A 15,087-nucleotide genomic window follows, 5' to 3' on the forward strand; every position below is an offset into this window, starting at 1 on the left:
GAGGCGGGCCGATGAGAGCTGAACGGCACGGTATTCGCTTTGCCTGCACCATTGTAGCGGCGACCTTGACGATTGCGGTCTGGAGCGCCGCAGCTACGCCTCCTGCTGCATCAACGAGCAGCACGTCAACGGAGAGCCCAGCATCTGCCACACCCGAACCGCGCAGCGGGCATTTCCTCTACGCCGTCAATCAGGCGGCGGCCATACGGGGTTCCATATCGGTCTACGACATCAACGCCGGGCATCGACTGGTGAAGACCATCGAGACCGTTCGCGACGTGGACGACGTGAAGGGGGTCGTCGCCAGCGCGGCGACCGGTCGACTCTATGTGGCCTACCGGACCCGTTCGGGAATCGGGATGATCTATTGCCTTGATCTCCGCGATGACGCGGTACTTTGGAATCGCGCCATCGATCCCGATGTCGATCGGCTGGCGATTCATCCGGGCGGTCAGCCTTTGTACGTTCCGACCTGGGAAGGCCGCGCGGCCGACGTGCTCAACGTTGTCGATGCCGGCACGGGCGATGTCATCCGCAAGGTGCATTTCTCCAGTCGATTGCACGATACCCAGTTCCCGCTGTCCGGGCCGCTCTTTCAGGAGACCAAGGCCGATGACGGGAGCGGAAGATACCTCTATTTGATCGATCCGCAGAGCTACACGGTCTCCCGCGTCGGCCCTTACGCCGGCATTCTCGGACCCTACGCGGTCGACGGTATGAGTCGCTACGTGGTGAACAACGTGACCGGCCTGTGGGGGATGCAGGTTGCCGAGCTCAAGAGCGGCCGCATCGTCACCGCCAGCCTTGCGGAGCATCCACCCGGCGAACCCGAACTGCTGCACGGGATCGGATGGACACCCGACGAGCGCGAGGTTTGGCAGAGCAGCAGTGCGGACGATCCGCACATCTATGTGTGGAGCATGCGCGATCCGATGGTCCCGGTCTTGAGTGAGCGGCTCAGCATGAAGAGTCGCCACGGGGCGCATTGGGTGACCTTCGACATCAAAGGCGACTACGCCTATGTCGCGCCCAACAAGGATAGCGATGACGCCACCGAAATATTCGACGCCCATACCCACAAGTCCGTGGGACTGATTGGCTCGTCGGAGGACATGATCGAGGTCGATTTTGCCGACGGCAAGGTCAGCCGTGTCGGCGATCAATTTGGCATCGGGCGGGTCGCTCCCGCCGCGAAGAACTGATTGATGCGGGATATCGTCCACCGATCATCTCGGCAGCCCCCCCGGCAAAATATCGCCATCCGCGACCTGCCTCACTTCAGCAGATGGGTCGTCAGAACCAGCGTCTGCCCCATTGTGCGACCGCAAACACAATTGACTAGGTCAATCGTCGGCTCCGCCTCTAAGGGTTGAGATCGACGGCTTGGCCTCGATTGCTAGCAGGCGCCGTGCGGGAGGTTTGAAATGTGGAGATGGCTCACGGTGCTGACGCTTGCGTTTCTGCAATCTGTCGTTGCGGCCAGCGCGAACGATTTGAAGGTGACCCTGCTTGGCACCGGCACGCCGACGCCGCGGGTGGGTAGCTTCAGCGCCTCGACATTGGTCGAAGCGGGTCCGGAAAAGCTGCTGTTTGATTTCGGGCGCGGTTCCACGATCCGGCTGTTCCAGAAGCACATCCCGCTCGGCGCCATCACGGCGCATTTCATCACTCATCTGCACTCAGATCACGTCGTCGGCCTGCCGGACATGTGGCTGACCGGCTGGATCGCCACGCCCTGGGCCTCGCGAAAATCGCCGATGGTCATCTACGGCCCGGCGGGCACCGTCGCCATGACGCAGAATCTGACGAAGGCCTTTTCCGAGGACATTCGGATTCGCGAGGCTGACGAGCACCTGCCGCCGGTGGGCGTTGCTTTCGACGCCCACGATATCGAACCGGGCCTCGTCTACGACAAGAACGGTGTGAAGGTCACTGCGATCGAGGTCAATCACGGGGAGAAGATCAAGCCGGCCTTCGGCTATGTCATCGCGTACGATGGCAGAAAGGTCGTGCTTTCGGGCGATACCAAGTACGATGGGCGGGTGGCGAACGCGGCAAGAGGCGCCGATCTCCTCGTGCACGAGGTGGCGGTGATCGCGCCCGAGCTCTCGAAGAGCTATCCCTCCTATCGCGATATCGAAGCGCATCACTCCTCACCGGAGGATGCGGGCCGCATCTTTTCGCTGGCGAAGCCGAAGCTCACCGTCTACTCGCACATCGTGTTCGCGACGCTCAAGCCGGTGCAGGACGTGCCCGAGGACGCGCTCGTGCAGCGAACGCGCACGACCTACCGCGGCCCGCTCATCGTCGGTCACGACCTGATGTCGTTCGTGGTCGGCGACGCAGTGTCGGCGTTTGGTCCCAACGGTGAGCCCGTCAAGGCACTGGAGGCCGAGCCGCGCTGAAGCAGCGCCGCCTTCCCTCTGCGCGCCGTAGCGCGACGTTGCAGCGCTGTCGGGGAAGGAAAACGGTGACCGCGGGTCTAGGGGACTTCCTCCTCCGCGTTGCCGCCCTTGGCGATCTCATCGTTGGTAAGATCGCCTGCCCTGCGCTCCAGTTTCCCAAGCAGCGTCTCGAGCAACTCGGCTTCCTGATCGGTCAGGCAGGAAGCAAACTTCGCATTGTATTTTTTTCCGTTCTCTCGCGCCTGCTCGTAGACAGCCTGACCGGCGACGGTGAGCCTTAAGACAAGCAGTCGCTTGTTTGAAGACAGTCTGGCTTTCATGATCAGGCTGCGTTCGACCAGCTTGGCGACACCTCGGCTCAAGACGACCTGATCAAGATCTGCGATCTCGCCGAGCTCGGTCAGGCTCCTGTCCGGGTGTTGACCGACATAGGCGAGGATACGCCAGTCGCGACGGGTGATGCCGAGCGCGCGGCGAAACATGATCCCTGCGCCTCGCGCTGCCAGCTTCGAGAGGTTGTAGAGCCGAAACGCGAGAAAGTCGTCAATCTCTTCGGGATGTTTCAAACGGAATGCGACATCTTTCACGGACTTGACGGAAGCAGCTTGGCGAGATGACATGGATCGTACCGGCGAGAATGTTGAGCCTTGCGCTGTTGGCCTTTTCATCCGCTGACCGCAGCGCAGTTGTGCCACCGCTCGTGTCGTCGGCTTCTCGCCATTCTGCAACGGCAGGAAGAAAGGGGACAACCACATCACCGAATTCACAACACCAATTCGATTCCGGGCGCTGTCTGGAAGCGCCCCCTCAAACCGGCAATTTGTTGACTGCCGCAATCGCCGTCATCACGCCGCGGATTTCGGCCATTCCTCGCAAGCGGCCAATCAGGGGATAGCCGGGGTGGGTGCCGCGGCCGATGTCGTCGAGCAATTCGTGGCCGTGATCCGGGCGGAACGGAATCCTCCAGGAGGACACGCCGGTATGTTTTCGACGGGCTTGTTCCTTCAACAGCGCGGTCACCACCGCGACCATGTCGACGTCGCCAGCGAGATGATCCGCTTCCATGAAGCTGCCGTCCGGCGACTTCTTCACGTTGCGTAGATGCGCGAAATGGATGTATGGCGCAAAGCGCGCGGCCATCGCCGGCACGTCGTTGGCAGCTCCCGCGCCGAGCGCGCCGGTGCAGAAGGTGATGCCGTTGGCTTTCGAGGGACAAGCCTCGACGATAAATTGAAGGTCGTCCGCCGAGGAGACGATACGAGGCAACCCGAACAGGTCGCGCGGCGGATCATCGGGGTGAACACACAGGTTGACGCCGACCTCCTCGGCGGTCGGCACCACCTCGCGCAGGAATCTCGCGTAATTGGCGCGCAGCTCCTCGCGCCCGATGCCGCGAAAGCGATCCAGCACCTTGCGCAGGCCCGGAACATCATAGCGATCGAACACGCCCGGCAATCCGGCCATGATGGTGGCGAGCAGGCGGCTCTTGTCGGCTTCCGACGCGCGCTTGACCCAGGCCCGCGCGCGATCGAGCACGTCGCCGGCGTGATCGTCTTCGGCACCGGGCCGCTCGAGAATGTAGCAGTCGAACGCCGCGTAGGCGTCGGCGTCGAAGCGCAACGCCGTGCCGCCGCCGGGCAGGCGATAGCCGAGCTCAGTCCGCGTCCAGTCGAGCACCGCCATGAAATTGTAGCAGACCGTGGTGACGCCGCAGGCTGCAAGATTGCGCAGCGACTGTCGGTAATTCTCGAACAGCGGCTGAAGATTGCCCTCGCCGAGCTTGATCGGCTCGGCCACCGGCAGGCTCTCCACCACGCTCCAGCGCAAGGCCAGCTCTGCGTCGGCGGAAATCATATCGCGCCGTCGGCTGATCTCCTCCACGCTCCAGACCACGCCATAGGGGATGTGATGCAACGCCGTGACAATCCCCGAGGCGCCCGCCTGCCGGATTTGCGGCAATTGAATGCGATCATCGGGGCCGAACCAACGCCAGGTCTGTTCCATTAGATTTTCTGTTCCATGAGATATCTTTCCAGTTCACTTGCGACGAGACCGGCGCTTCGCCGTGACCTGCATCGCCAATTCCTCCTGCCGCACGAAAATCCCTTCGGCGCGGCGGAACACCTCGCGCAAGTGGCGGCGCATCGCCGCAACGGCCCGCTCTTCGTTGCAATCGGCCAATCCGCTCAGGATCTCGCGATGCTGCTCGATCAGGAGCGGAATGTGGCCGGCATCCTCCTGCAGGGTCAGGTGGCGCACGCGGTCGAAATGAATCTTGGTCTGCCGGATTACCTGCCAGACGCCCTCGAGGCGGCTGGTTCGGGCGATGGCGTGATGGAAGTGTTCATCCAGGGCATAGAAGCCGGCCGGCGTCGCGGCCTTCTCCTGCCGCTCGATGATCTCGCCGAGCTCGCGCAGCGAGGTCGCGTCGATGAATCGAACCGCCTCGGTGACGAGCGCGCATTCGAGATGCTCGCGGATGAACTGGGCGTGCCGAAAGGCTTCCCGCGAGATGGGCGCGACCACGGTGCCGCTCTGCGGATAAATCCGGACGAGATCGGCGTCGGCGAGCTTGATCAGCGCCTCGCGCACCGGCGTGCGACTGACGCCGAGGCTGCTGCAAAGGTCAAGCTCGGCCATCGGCGTGCCCGGCGGCAACGCGCCGCTGACGATCTCGTCGAGCAGGCGCTGATAGACCTGGTCGGCGAGCCGCGTACCGAGCTTCTCGGCCGCGCTGCCACTCGTCTCCATCAGCTCCGAGGTCTCATCCTTCATGTCGCTCGAACCAAGTGCAGTTGGTCTTCCATCCATGCCCTGTCGCCGCGCAACCGTCGACACCTCACAAACACCGCAACGCCGCAAATCACAGAAAACCGGTCGATATCCAGGGAATGAAGATAATCAAGAGCAGCGCGACCACCAGCGCGGCCAGATGCGGCCAGACATGCCGGATCGCTTCGTCCGGCGCCACCCGCCCGATCGCGCAGGCGAGATAAAAGCCTACGCCAAACGGCGGCGTGAACAGGCCGAGCCCCATCGAGAACACCGCGATGATGGCATAGTGAATCTCGTTGACGCCCATCAGGCGCGCGATCGGAAACAGCAGCGGACCGAACAGCACGATGGCCGGCACACCCTCCAGCACGCTGCCGAGCACGACAAAGGCCAGCGCCGAGATCACCAGGAATCCCCAGCGTCCGGCCGGCACCGCGCTCATCATGTTCACCAATTGCTGGGAGAAGCCGGATTGCGTCAGCGCCCAGGCCATCGCGGTCGCAGCGCCAACGACGAGCAGGATCGCGCCCGACAGCGCGACCGTGTCGACCAAGATCGGATAGACGCGGCGCCAGTCGAAGCAGCGATAGAAGAACATGCCGGCGAGGATGGTGTAGACGACGCCGATGGTCGCGACCTCCGTTGCCGTCGCGACGCCCTCTACGACGGCCGAGCGGATGAGGATCGGCAGGCCGAGCCCGGGCAGCGCGACCGCGAACAGCTTCAGCTTGGCCCTGGCATCGACGCGCTTGACGTCGTGCAGATCTTCCTTGCGGGTCTGGATGAAAATGACGACCACGAGCGCCAGCGCGCCGACGATCGCGGGCAGCAACCCGCCGGTGAAGAGCGCCGCGATCGAGACCCCCGTCACCGATCCGACGGTGATCAGCACGATCGACGGCGGAATCGTCTCCGACATCACCGCGGAGGCCGATAACAGTGAGACCAGGTCGCCTTCCGAGCTGCCGCGCTGCTTCATTTCCGGAAACAGCGCCGGCGCGACCGCGGCCATGTCGGCGGCTTTCGCGCCCGAGATGCCCGAGACCAGATACATCGCGCCCAACAGCACATATTGCAGGCCGCCACGCAGGTGGCCGATCAGCGATACCAGGAAGGCGATCATCGCCCGCGCCAGTCCCGCTAGCTCGATCAGTGCGCCGAGCAGCACGAACATCGGCACGGCGAGGAGGACGATATGCGACATGCCTTCGCTGACGCGGCCGGGCACGATCAGCATCGGAATCTGCGTGGCGAATTCGAGATAGGCGACGGTCGCAAGCAGAAACGCGAAGGCGATCGGGGTTCCGATCACCATCGCGAACGCGACCAGCCCAAGGAAGAAGATCAGGAGATTAGTGTTGCCGAGATCCTCAAGCCAGGGCGCAGCAAGCTGCAGCGCGGCGCCGACCACGGCGATCACGGCAAGCGAGCCGGCCATCTGCATCGTCGTTGCATATTGTAGGAGGCGATCGATCGCGGTGAGCAGCATCAGAAGAATGCCGACCAGGATCGCGGCCTCTCGATAGGCCTCGCTGATGTCGAGCACCGGCGTCGGGCTGATCAGATGGCTTTGCACATGCTCCCAGGTCGGCATCACCAGCGCGGCCAGCAGCGTGCAAACCAGCGTCAAGGCCAGCGCATCGACGCGGGCCCGCCAGGCCGGCGAAAGGTTGCGGATGAAAGCCGTCAGGCGCATGTGCTCGCCGCGGCGGAGCGCAACCACCGCCCCCAGCATCGAAAGCCAGATGAACAGCAAGGTTGCCAGCTCGTCCGACCAGGTCAGCGGCGCGTCGAACACATAGCGCGCGGTGGTGGCCGCGCCGAGCAGCACCGTCTCGGCCACCAAAATGGCCGCCGCCGCGGCCTCGACGAGGCGGCCGAGCGCTCTGTCAAATCTAGCAAAGATCTGGCGCGAGGGGATCGACGTTTGGGCCGTGATGTCCATGGCGTTCACTCTCCCCGCTCCCGTCTTTGTGGCGCGCTTGGCGAAACGGCCGGCGCGTTCTTAAAGCTGTCCCGTCGCCTTCTCCATCAGACCCCAGGCCTCTGCGCCGAACTTGGCTTTCCAGTCGTTATAAAAGCCGGCCGTCCGCAGCGCGTCGCGGAACGGCTTGGTATCGACCTTGTTGAAGACGACGCCGGTCGCCTGCATTTCGGTCTGCGCCTTGTCGTTGAACTGCCGGATGTCCTGCCGCTCCTTCATCGCCGCGTCCGAAAGCGCGGCCGTGATCGCGTCACGCACATTCTGGGGCAGCCCATTCCAGCGCGTGGCGTTGGCGAAGATGTAATGTCCATCCCAAATGTGGCCGGACAGCGCGACATATTTCTGCACCTCATAGAGCTTTGCGCTCTGGATCAGCGCCAGCGGATTTTCCTCGCCGTCGACCACGTGGGTCTGCAGCGCGGCATAGAGCTCGCCGAAATCGATCGGCGTCGGCGCCGCGCCGAGCGTCTTGAACAGGCTCACCCACAAGGGATTGCCGGGGACGCGGATTTTGAAGCCCTTGAGATCGTCAGGCGAATGGATCGGCTTCGCGCTCGAGGTGATGTTGCGATAGCCGTTGTCGAGGCATTTCGGCAGCACGTGAAGGCCGACCTTGGCGAACTCGCCGCGCACGAAATCGCCGAGACCGCCGTCCATGGCCGCCCACACCTGGTCGTAGCTTTCGAAGGCGAAGGCGACTGCGTTGATGCCGCCGACCGGCACCACGGTCTGGTTCACTCCCGACGTCGACATGAAATCGAGCGCGCCGGTGCGCGTCTGCGAGAACATGTCGGGCTCGCTACCGAGCTGGCTGTTCGGATAGACCTGCAGATCGACCGCGCCGTTCGTCTGCTTCTTGATGGCTGCCGCGGCTTCGATGATGCGCACCACGCCCGGATGGCTTGCGGGAAAAGCGGTGCCATAGCGGAGCCGGTATTTGGCGGTGTCGGCTTTGGCGCTCAGACCCGGCAGGGCTATGGCGGCGGTGGCGAGCGTTGCTCCAACAAAGGAGCGGCGAGACAAGTGCATGATGGACCTCCCTGAAAAAACATGGACTGCCCCTTACCGGGGTCTTGGATTCTTATCTTTCGAATGCTGGTTATAATGGATACTAGATCAAGCATCAACAGAAAACTTGTATCCAAGTTTTAGCAGTGCTAAAAATCGCGAGCTCTAGAGCGCCGAACGGCCAGTGCCGAGCGGGCGGCCGCGCCAAAACGTTAGAGAAAACAGGAGGAAGCCATGAGGAGCCTGGTGGTCGAGCGGCCCGGCAGCCTCTCGATCGAAAAGCGTCCCCTCCCTGAGCCGGCCCCCGGTGAAGTCCGCGTCCGCGTCGAGCGCGCCGGCATCTGCGGCTCTGATATCCACATCCTGCACGGCAGCAATCCGTTCGCGCGCTATCCGCGGGTGATCGGCCACGAATTCTTCGGCCGCATCGATGCCGCAGGCGACGGCGTCGCCATCCGTCCCGGCACGCGCGTCGTGATCGATCCCGTGATCGGCTGTGGCAACTGCTATCCCTGTTCGGTGGGCCGGCCCAATGTCTGCGCCAATCTGCAGGTGCTGGGCGTTCATCGCGACGGCGGCTTCTCGGAATTTGCCTGCGTCCCGATCGGCAGCGTTCATGCGCTGCCCGACGGCATCGACGATGTGCAGGCGCCGCTGGTCGAGCCGTTCTCGGTCGCCACCAACATCACCGACCACACCGGCGCCTATGCCACCGACACCGCGCTGGTCTATGGCGCGGGGCCGATCGGGCTCACGGTGATCCAGGTCCTGAAATACATTTATGGCGTGCGCGAGCTGATCGTCACCGATCGGATCGACGCGCGGCTGGAAGCTGCGCGCGCCAACGGCGCCGATCGCGCGATCAACACTGCCCGCATCGATCTGCCGACCGAGCTTGCCTCACTGGCAATCCGCCCCACGCTGCTGATCGATGCCGCCTGCCATCCGAGCATTCTCGGCGAAGCCATCGAGATCGCTTCCCCTGCCGCGCGCATCGGCATCATGGGCTTCTCTGGCGATCCTTCCACGATCGTGCAGCAGAGGATCACCAGCAAGGAGCTGGCGATCCATTCATCGCGGCTGAATTGCGGAAAATTCGCCAAGGTGATCGACTGGTTCGCGACCGGCCGCCTCCACCCCGAGCGGCTGGTCACTCACCGCTACGGCATTGCCGACTACGCCACTGCCTTCGACACGTTCGAACACAATCAGACCGAATGCTGCAAGGTGCAGCTCACGTTTTGAGGCGAGCCCGCGCGAGAAGATGAACCGCCTCTGCAACGCCGCGCTCAGCCGGCTGCCGGCGCTGATCGAGCGGCCGGCCTACGACCGGACAAGGATGACAACCGGGATCGTGCATCTCGGCATCGGCGCCTTTCAGCGCGCGCATCAGGCCGTCTACACCGACGCGCTGTTGGCCGACGACCCGAGCTGGGGGATTCTGGGCGTCTCGCTGCGTTCGCCCGACACCCGCGATGCGCTCGCTCCGCAGGACGGTCTCTACAGTGTCTCCGCGACCGATGATCGTGGCACAGGATGCCGTGTGATCGGCGCGCTGACCGGGCTGATCGTCGCCCCCGAGGATCCGGCTTTGCTCGGTGAACGCCTCGCCGATCCGGCAGTGCGCATCGTCTCCACCACCGTGACGGAGAAAGGCTATAGCCACGATCCCGCAACCGGCGCCTTGCGCGAAGACGATCCCGACATCCGCCATGACGTCAGGCATATCGACCGGCCACGCACCACGCTTGGCACCATCGTCGGCGGCCTGAAGCGGCGGCGCAACGCCGGCCTCGCGCCCTTCACCGTGCTCGCCTGCGACAATCTTCCGTCCAACGGCCATACGCTACGCAGCCTCGTGCTCCGCTTCGCCGAACTCCATGATCCCGATCTGAGCCGATGGATCGCCGGCGAGGTCCGCTTTCCCTCGACCATGGTCGACCGCATCGTGCCCGCGACCACCGACGCCGATCGCGCCGTGGCCAAATATGCCCTCGGTCTCGAAGATGCCTGGCCGATCATGACCGAACGCTTCAGCCAGTGGGTGATCGAGGACGATTTCAACCTGGGCCGCCCGGAATGGGATCGCAGCGGCGCGCAATTCGTGCGCGATGTTGCGCCCTATGAACTGATGAAGCTGCGACTCTTGAACGGATCGCATTCGACGCTTGCCTATCTCGGCTATCTGATGGGGGCCGAGACGGTCGCGGACGCGATGAACGAGCCTGCGCTGGCCCGCCTGGTCGAAGAGCTGATGCGGCTGGAAGTCACGCCGACCCTGCCATCGCTCGGCGGCTTCGACCTCGCCGCCTATCGCGCCTCGTTGCTCGAGCGCTTCCGCAACCCGTCGCTGCGCCACCGCACCTGGCAGATCGCGATGGACGGCTCGCAAAAGCTGCCGCAGCGGCTGCTCGGCACCATCCGCGATCGCCTGGCCCAAGGCCTGCCGATCGATCGGCTGGCGCTCGGCGTCGCCGCCTGGATGCGCTACGTCACGGGCATCGACGAAAAGCAAAAGCCCATCGACGTTCGTGACCCGCTCGCATCGCGCCTGAAGGCACTCACTGAAGCGGCCGGTCCGATCGCCTCGCGGCTCGCTCCCGCACTCCTGTCGATCAAGGAAATCTTCGGCTCCGACCTGCCAACCAATCCTGCCTTTACGGCGCCCGTCGAGGCGGCGCTCGACAGACTGTTCAGGATAGGCGCGCGCGATCTCTGCGGCCAGATGATCTGACCGCAAGACCTCCGTTGACTACGCCGGCGTCGCCGCGGTGATCAGGAGCCTTCAACTTCCTTGAATGCTTCGCGCGCGTTGCGGAACGCGTCGATGCCGGAGGGGATACCGCAATAGACGGCGACCTGAAGCAGGATCTCCTTGATCTCGTCCTTGGTGAGACCATTTTTCAGCGCGCCCTTGACGTGCAGCTTCAGCTCGTGAGGACGATTGAGCGCGCCGAGCATCGCGAGATTGACGATGCTTCGGGTTCGGCGGTCGAGGCCCGGCCGCGTCCATAACGCGCCCCAGCAGAACTCCGTCGACCACTCCGCCATGGTCCGCGTGAACTCGTCCGCGCCGGCAATGGATTTGTTGACGTAATCCTCCCCCAGCACTTCCTTGCGAACCTTGAGGCCTTTTTCGAACAGCGGGCTCTGGCTCATCGTCGATGTCTCCTTTTTGGCGTTCCCCTGGAAATCTACGCCGCCGCGCACACGACTGTCGATGGAAATGTCTGCTTGACAGATTGACTGACAATCCGGACAGTCAGCGCAAACGGCCTCCGGGGAACGCCCCGGTACGGACCACATCAAACGCGGCATGGAGCGAAGACAATGGCGGTGCATACGATCGGCTTCATTGGCACGGGCCGCATGGGCGGACCGATGGCCGGGCGGCTTCTGGACGCCGGCTATGCGCTCTCCATCCATGACACGCAGAGCGAAGCGACCAAACCGCTGATTGCGCGCGGCGCGCGCCTTGCGAGCTCGCCGGCCGAGGTCGCTTCCGCCTCCGACATCGTGCTGACGAGCCAGCCGACGCCAGACATCGTCAAGGCCGTGGCGCTTGGGCCCAACGGAATTTCCTCGGGCAATCGCGCCCGTATCGTGATCGATCTTTCGACTTCGGGCCCCGGCACGGCCAAATTGATCGCACAGGAGTTCAAGCTAAGAAACCTGACGCTGGTCGATGCACCCGTCAGCGGCGGCATCAAGGGCGCGGTGAACGGCACGCTCGCGGTCATGGTCTCCTGCCCAAAGGAGACCTACGCGACCGTCGCGCCGATCCTGAAGAATTTCGGCAAGCTGTTCTATACCGGCGACAAGCCCGGCACGGCGCAGACTGCAAAGCTCGCCAACAATCTGATGGCGGCGACCGCACTCGTGATCACCTCCGAAGCCGTCGCGATGGGCGTCAAGGGCGGCGTCGACGCAAAAGTGCTGATCGACATCATCAATGCCTCGAGCGGCCGCAATACCGCCTCCGAGGACAAGTTTCCGCGCGCCGTGCTCCCCGGCACCTTCGACTTCGGCTTCACCACCGGCCTCTCCTACAAGGACGTCCGGCTTTGCATCGATGAAGCCGAAGCCATGGGCGTGCCGATGGTCTGCGGCGCGGCGGTCAGACAGATGCTCGCCATCACCAACGCGAAATTTGGCGCATCATCCGACTTCACCTCGATCGCAAAAGTCCTCGAGGAATGGGCCGGCGTTGAGATGCGCGGCTGACGCGGCTGGAAAAAACGAGGGGGTCGATGTCGGCGCTGTCGGGCAAATGGGCTCTCGTCACCGGCTCGGCGGCCGGGCTCGGGCTTGCGATTGCCGAAAGCCTTGCAGCCGCCGGTGCGAACCTCGTCGTGCATGATCTCGCCGCACCGCGCGAGGTCGCCGAAAGCCTCAAGTCCCGCTTTGGCGCGGAAGCAATCAGCGTTGCCGCTGACCTGTCGCGCCGAGCAGCGATCGAAAGCATGATGAGCGATCTGCTGGCGCGTCTCGACGGCATCGACATCCTCGTCAACAATGCCGTGGTCCGGCATTTTGCGTCCGTTGAGGATTTCTCGCCGGACCGTTGGGATGAGGCGCTCGCCGTCAACCTGTCCGCGCCGTTCCATCTCGTGCGCCTCGCGCTGCCGGCCATGAAGCAGCGCGGCTTTGGCCGCATCATCAATCTGGGTTCGATCTATTCGACGCGGGCGGTTGCGGAGCGGATCGACTACGTCACCACGAAAGCCGCGATCGTCGGCATGACCCGTGCGATCGCGATCGAAACGGCGGCAACGAACATCACCTGCAATGCGCTATGTCCGGGCGTGCTGCCGACATCTGCGATCAAATCGAAGATCGCAGCCGGCGCTGCACGCGAGGGGCGCGCGGTCGACGAGGCCACGCGCGATTATCTCGCGGCGCGCCAGCCGAGCGGGCGCTTCGTCGCAACCGAAGGCGTCGGCGCCATGGCCGTCTACCTGTGCAGTGAGGCCGCGCGGGATATCACCGGCGCCGCCCTTCCGATCGATGGAGGATGGTCGATCGCATGACAAAGCCGGGGACAACTCAATTGCGGAAATGCTGATTCGGCGGATAAATCGCTGTTGAACCCAGGACGAAGGCACTTCGCAAATGGACCGACGCACCGAACTGCAGTCCACGCTTCGCATCGAGGACGTCCCGACTGTCCGCGCGATGGTCGCGCAGAAGCTGCGCGAGGCCATCATGTCCGGCACCTTGAAGCCGGGCCGGCGCCTCGTCGAGCGCGAGCTCTGCGAGATGATGGGCGTGAGCCGCCCTTCGATCCGCGAGGCGCTGCGGCTTCTGGAAGCGGACGGGCTCGTCAACACTGTTCCCCACCGCGGCCCCATGGTCAGCACGATCAGCTTGGATGAGGCACGGCAGCTCTATGCTGCCCGCGCGGTACTCGAGGGCTTTGCCGGCCGCGAATGCGCCCGACTGCACGATCCCCAGGTGGTGCGCCGGATCGGCGATGCGCTGACCCGGCTGAAGGCGGCGGCCGCGAAACAGGACCTGGTCGGATGCCTCGAAGCCAAGACCGGCTTCTATGCCGCGCTGATCGGCGGCTGCCGCAACAGCTTCATTGAACGGATGCTCAAGCCCCTGCATGACCGGATCACGCTGTTGCGGATCACCTCGATGTCGCAGCCCAAGCGGATCACCAAGAGCCTGCGCGAAGTCACCGCGATCTGGCGCGCAATCCAGAGCGGGGACGAGGATCTTGCCGAACGCTGCTGCGTCGATCACGTCAAGGCTGCGGCGCTTGCCGCGCTAGACATGATCGAGCGGTCGCAGGCGAAGGACAGACTGTGACTATCTCCCGACCAGAGTGGCCGCTGTGCGGCGGTCGCTGGCGCAAGGAACCAAACTTGACCCATCGTCGGACAACGGAATTGGCGCTAACATAGGCCTCGACGCGACGAGGCCGTGGTCACAGGTCCGCTGCACGTTCCTGACGGAGGAGCACATGTCGAAGGCATTGCGCATCGCGCATGGAGCGTTTGGACGGGTCGCGCTCCTCGACATGGACTATTCGCTGGTTCGTCACGCCCATCCGCATTGCCATGTGCTGCTCAAGGTCGAGGGCGGCGATACGCAATTCGTGGTCGATGATGCGATCTATCCTTTGACCGATACGAGCGCGGTGCTGGTCAATGGCTGGCAGCCGCATAGCTACGTCCATGTGCCGGAGCGGCCGCGCACGGTGATCCTCGCGCTCTATATCGAGCCCGAATGGCTGCAGATCTTCCGCCCCGGTTGGGTGGCAAGCGGTGGACCGGGCTTCTTCTCGAGGCCCGCCAGCGAAATATCGGCGCGGATCCGCAGCCTCGCGATGAATCTCGCCGCCGACATGATGGCCCGGCCGGATTGCCGGACCGCGCATGAGGAAACGCTGTCCGACCTGATGATCGCGGTGATCGAGCGCTTCACGCCGTGGAAGAGCTTTCCGGCCTCGATCCGGGAATTGCGCGCGGCGTCCGGCGATTGGCGCATCCGCCGCGTGATCGCAGCGATGCGACGCGAGATCGGCGAGGGCGACGATGTTAGTGGCTGGGCGAAGCAAGCCGGCTTGTCGCGTGCGCACTTCTTCCGCCTGTTCGAATCCTCGATCGGCGTGCCGCCAAAAGTCTACATGAACGTGCTGCGGATGGAGCGCGCGGTGGAACTCGTGCTGAACCGCCCGCAATCGCTGAGCGACATCAGCTCGGAATTGGGCTTTGCGGAGCCTGCGCATTTCACCCGCTTCTTCCGCAACCATTCCGGAGTCAACCCACGCGAATTCCGCAACGTATCCCGCCTCGCCACCGCGCATTAGCCGACGCTGCGGCGCAGCGCAAAATGAGACGCGTTGGTAAGTTTTGAGACCTGCCGGCATGGCGGGCACATTCCGCGGCTGACTACGTTTCTCCGTAA

14 protein-coding genes are annotated in these 15,087 nt (G+C 63.7%); 8 read left to right on the forward strand and 6 right to left on the reverse strand.

Features of this window, described 5'->3' with window-relative positions; translation table 11 throughout:
- The first annotated feature begins 65 nt into the window (after positions 1–65).
- Positions 66–1,202, forward strand: a complete 1,137-nt coding sequence (locus VKR55_RS24475) for a YncE family protein (RefSeq protein ID WP_324407392.1) — start codon at positions 66–68, stop codon at positions 1,200–1,202.
- A 222-nt stretch (positions 1,203–1,424) separates the two neighbouring features.
- Positions 1,425–2,405: an MBL fold metallo-hydrolase gene (locus VKR55_RS24480; protein WP_324407394.1), complete on the forward strand. Its 981-nt coding sequence runs from the start codon at positions 1,425–1,427 to the stop codon at positions 2,403–2,405.
- 77 nt (positions 2,406–2,482) lie between these two features.
- On the opposite strand, the gene VKR55_RS24485 is transcribed toward VKR55_RS24480, so the two are convergent.
- From VKR55_RS24485 to VKR55_RS24505, 5 genes are all read right to left on the reverse strand, one after another.
- Entirely contained in the window at positions 2,483–3,154 is a 672-nt protein-coding gene (locus VKR55_RS24485) for a MarR family winged helix-turn-helix transcriptional regulator (RefSeq protein ID WP_324407395.1), read from the reverse strand.
- Positions 3,155–3,212: 58 nt separating this feature from the next.
- Positions 3,213–4,409 (reverse strand): mannonate dehydratase, encoded by a 1,197-nt coding sequence (gene uxuA, locus VKR55_RS24490; RefSeq protein WP_324407397.1) that lies wholly within the window; start codon positions 4,407–4,409, stop codon positions 3,213–3,215.
- Between the two features lie 33 nt (positions 4,410–4,442).
- On the reverse strand, positions 4,443–5,180 hold the full coding sequence (locus tag VKR55_RS24495) for a GntR family transcriptional regulator (RefSeq protein WP_324407399.1): 738 nt from the start codon (positions 5,178–5,180) through the stop codon (positions 4,443–4,445).
- Between the two features lie 88 nt (positions 5,181–5,268).
- On the reverse strand, positions 5,269–7,125 hold the full coding sequence (locus VKR55_RS24500) for a TRAP transporter large permease (RefSeq protein ID WP_324407400.1): 1,857 nt from the start codon (positions 7,123–7,125) through the stop codon (positions 5,269–5,271).
- A 60-nt stretch (positions 7,126–7,185) separates the two neighbouring features.
- Entirely contained in the window at positions 7,186–8,193 is a 1,008-nt protein-coding gene (locus VKR55_RS24505; RefSeq protein ID WP_324407401.1) for a TRAP transporter substrate-binding protein, read from the reverse strand.
- A gap of 213 nt (positions 8,194–8,406) precedes the next feature.
- On the opposite strand from VKR55_RS24505, the gene VKR55_RS24510 reads away from it, so the two are divergent.
- Entirely contained in the window at positions 8,407–9,417 is a 1,011-nt protein-coding gene (locus VKR55_RS24510) for a Zn-dependent oxidoreductase (protein ID WP_324407402.1), read from the forward strand.
- Positions 9,418–9,436: 19 nt separating this feature from the next.
- Positions 9,437–10,906, forward strand: a complete 1,470-nt coding sequence (locus VKR55_RS24515; protein WP_324407403.1) for a mannitol dehydrogenase family protein — start codon at positions 9,437–9,439, stop codon at positions 10,904–10,906.
- Positions 10,907–10,947: 41 nt separating this feature from the next.
- Here the strand turns inward: VKR55_RS24515 and VKR55_RS24520 are convergent, their stop codons facing one another.
- Entirely contained in the window at positions 10,948–11,331 is a 384-nt protein-coding gene (locus VKR55_RS24520; RefSeq protein ID WP_324407405.1) for a carboxymuconolactone decarboxylase family protein, read from the reverse strand.
- A gap of 171 nt (positions 11,332–11,502) precedes the next feature.
- Between VKR55_RS24520 and VKR55_RS24525 the strand changes: the two genes are divergently transcribed.
- From VKR55_RS24525 to VKR55_RS24540, 4 genes are all read left to right on the forward strand, one after another.
- Positions 11,503–12,396 (forward strand): NAD(P)-dependent oxidoreductase, encoded by an 894-nt coding sequence (locus VKR55_RS24525; protein WP_324407407.1) that lies wholly within the window; start codon positions 11,503–11,505, stop codon positions 12,394–12,396.
- A 26-nt stretch (positions 12,397–12,422) separates the two neighbouring features.
- Entirely contained in the window at positions 12,423–13,202 is a 780-nt protein-coding gene (locus tag VKR55_RS24530) for an SDR family oxidoreductase (RefSeq protein WP_324407409.1), read from the forward strand.
- 82 nt (positions 13,203–13,284) lie between these two features.
- Complete coding sequence (locus VKR55_RS24535; protein WP_324407411.1) at positions 13,285–13,986, forward strand: GntR family transcriptional regulator; 702 nt, start codon at positions 13,285–13,287, stop codon at positions 13,984–13,986.
- Between the two features lie 154 nt (positions 13,987–14,140).
- Positions 14,141–14,989, forward strand: coding sequence for an AraC family transcriptional regulator (locus tag VKR55_RS24540; protein ID WP_324407412.1), 849 nt, complete (start codon positions 14,141–14,143; stop codon positions 14,987–14,989).
- Positions 14,990–15,087 lie beyond the last annotated feature (98 nt).

It is taken from the genome of Bradyrhizobium sp., assembly GCF_035309285.1.
In the GTDB taxonomy this organism is placed as follows: domain Bacteria; phylum Pseudomonadota; class Alphaproteobacteria; order Rhizobiales; family Xanthobacteraceae; genus Bradyrhizobium.

Excerpts from the sequence above, each read along its gene's own strand:
- VKR55_RS24520 (WP_324407405.1), bottom strand. The coding sequence starts at position 11,331 with ATGAGCCAGAGCCCGCTGTTCGAAAAAGGCCTCAAGGTTCGCAAGGAA.
- VKR55_RS24480 (WP_324407394.1), top strand. The coding sequence starts at position 1,425 with ATGTGGAGATGGCTCACGGTGCTGACGCTTGCGTTTCTGCAATCTGTC.
- VKR55_RS24530 (WP_324407409.1), top strand. The coding sequence starts at position 12,423 with ATGTCGGCGCTGTCGGGCAAATGGGCTCTCGTCACCGGCTCGGCGGCC.
- VKR55_RS24500 (WP_324407400.1), bottom strand. The coding sequence starts at position 7,125 with ATGGACATCACGGCCCAAACGTCGATCCCCTCGCGCCAGATCTTTGCT.
- VKR55_RS24540 (WP_324407412.1), top strand. The coding sequence starts at position 14,141 with ATGTCGAAGGCATTGCGCATCGCGCATGGAGCGTTTGGACGGGTCGCG.
- VKR55_RS24525 (WP_324407407.1), top strand. The coding sequence starts at position 11,503 with ATGGCGGTGCATACGATCGGCTTCATTGGCACGGGCCGCATGGGCGGA.
- uxuA (WP_324407397.1), bottom strand. The coding sequence starts at position 4,409 with ATGGAACAGACCTGGCGTTGGTTCGGCCCCGATGATCGCATTCAATTG.
- VKR55_RS24505 (WP_324407401.1), bottom strand. The coding sequence starts at position 8,193 with ATGCACTTGTCTCGCCGCTCCTTTGTTGGAGCAACGCTCGCCACCGCC.
- VKR55_RS24510 (WP_324407402.1), top strand. The coding sequence starts at position 8,407 with ATGAGGAGCCTGGTGGTCGAGCGGCCCGGCAGCCTCTCGATCGAAAAG.
- VKR55_RS24495 (WP_324407399.1), bottom strand. The coding sequence starts at position 5,180 with ATGAAGGATGAGACCTCGGAGCTGATGGAGACGAGTGGCAGCGCGGCC.
- VKR55_RS24535 (WP_324407411.1), top strand. The coding sequence starts at position 13,285 with ATGGACCGACGCACCGAACTGCAGTCCACGCTTCGCATCGAGGACGTC.
- VKR55_RS24515 (WP_324407403.1), top strand. The coding sequence starts at position 9,437 with ATGAACCGCCTCTGCAACGCCGCGCTCAGCCGGCTGCCGGCGCTGATC.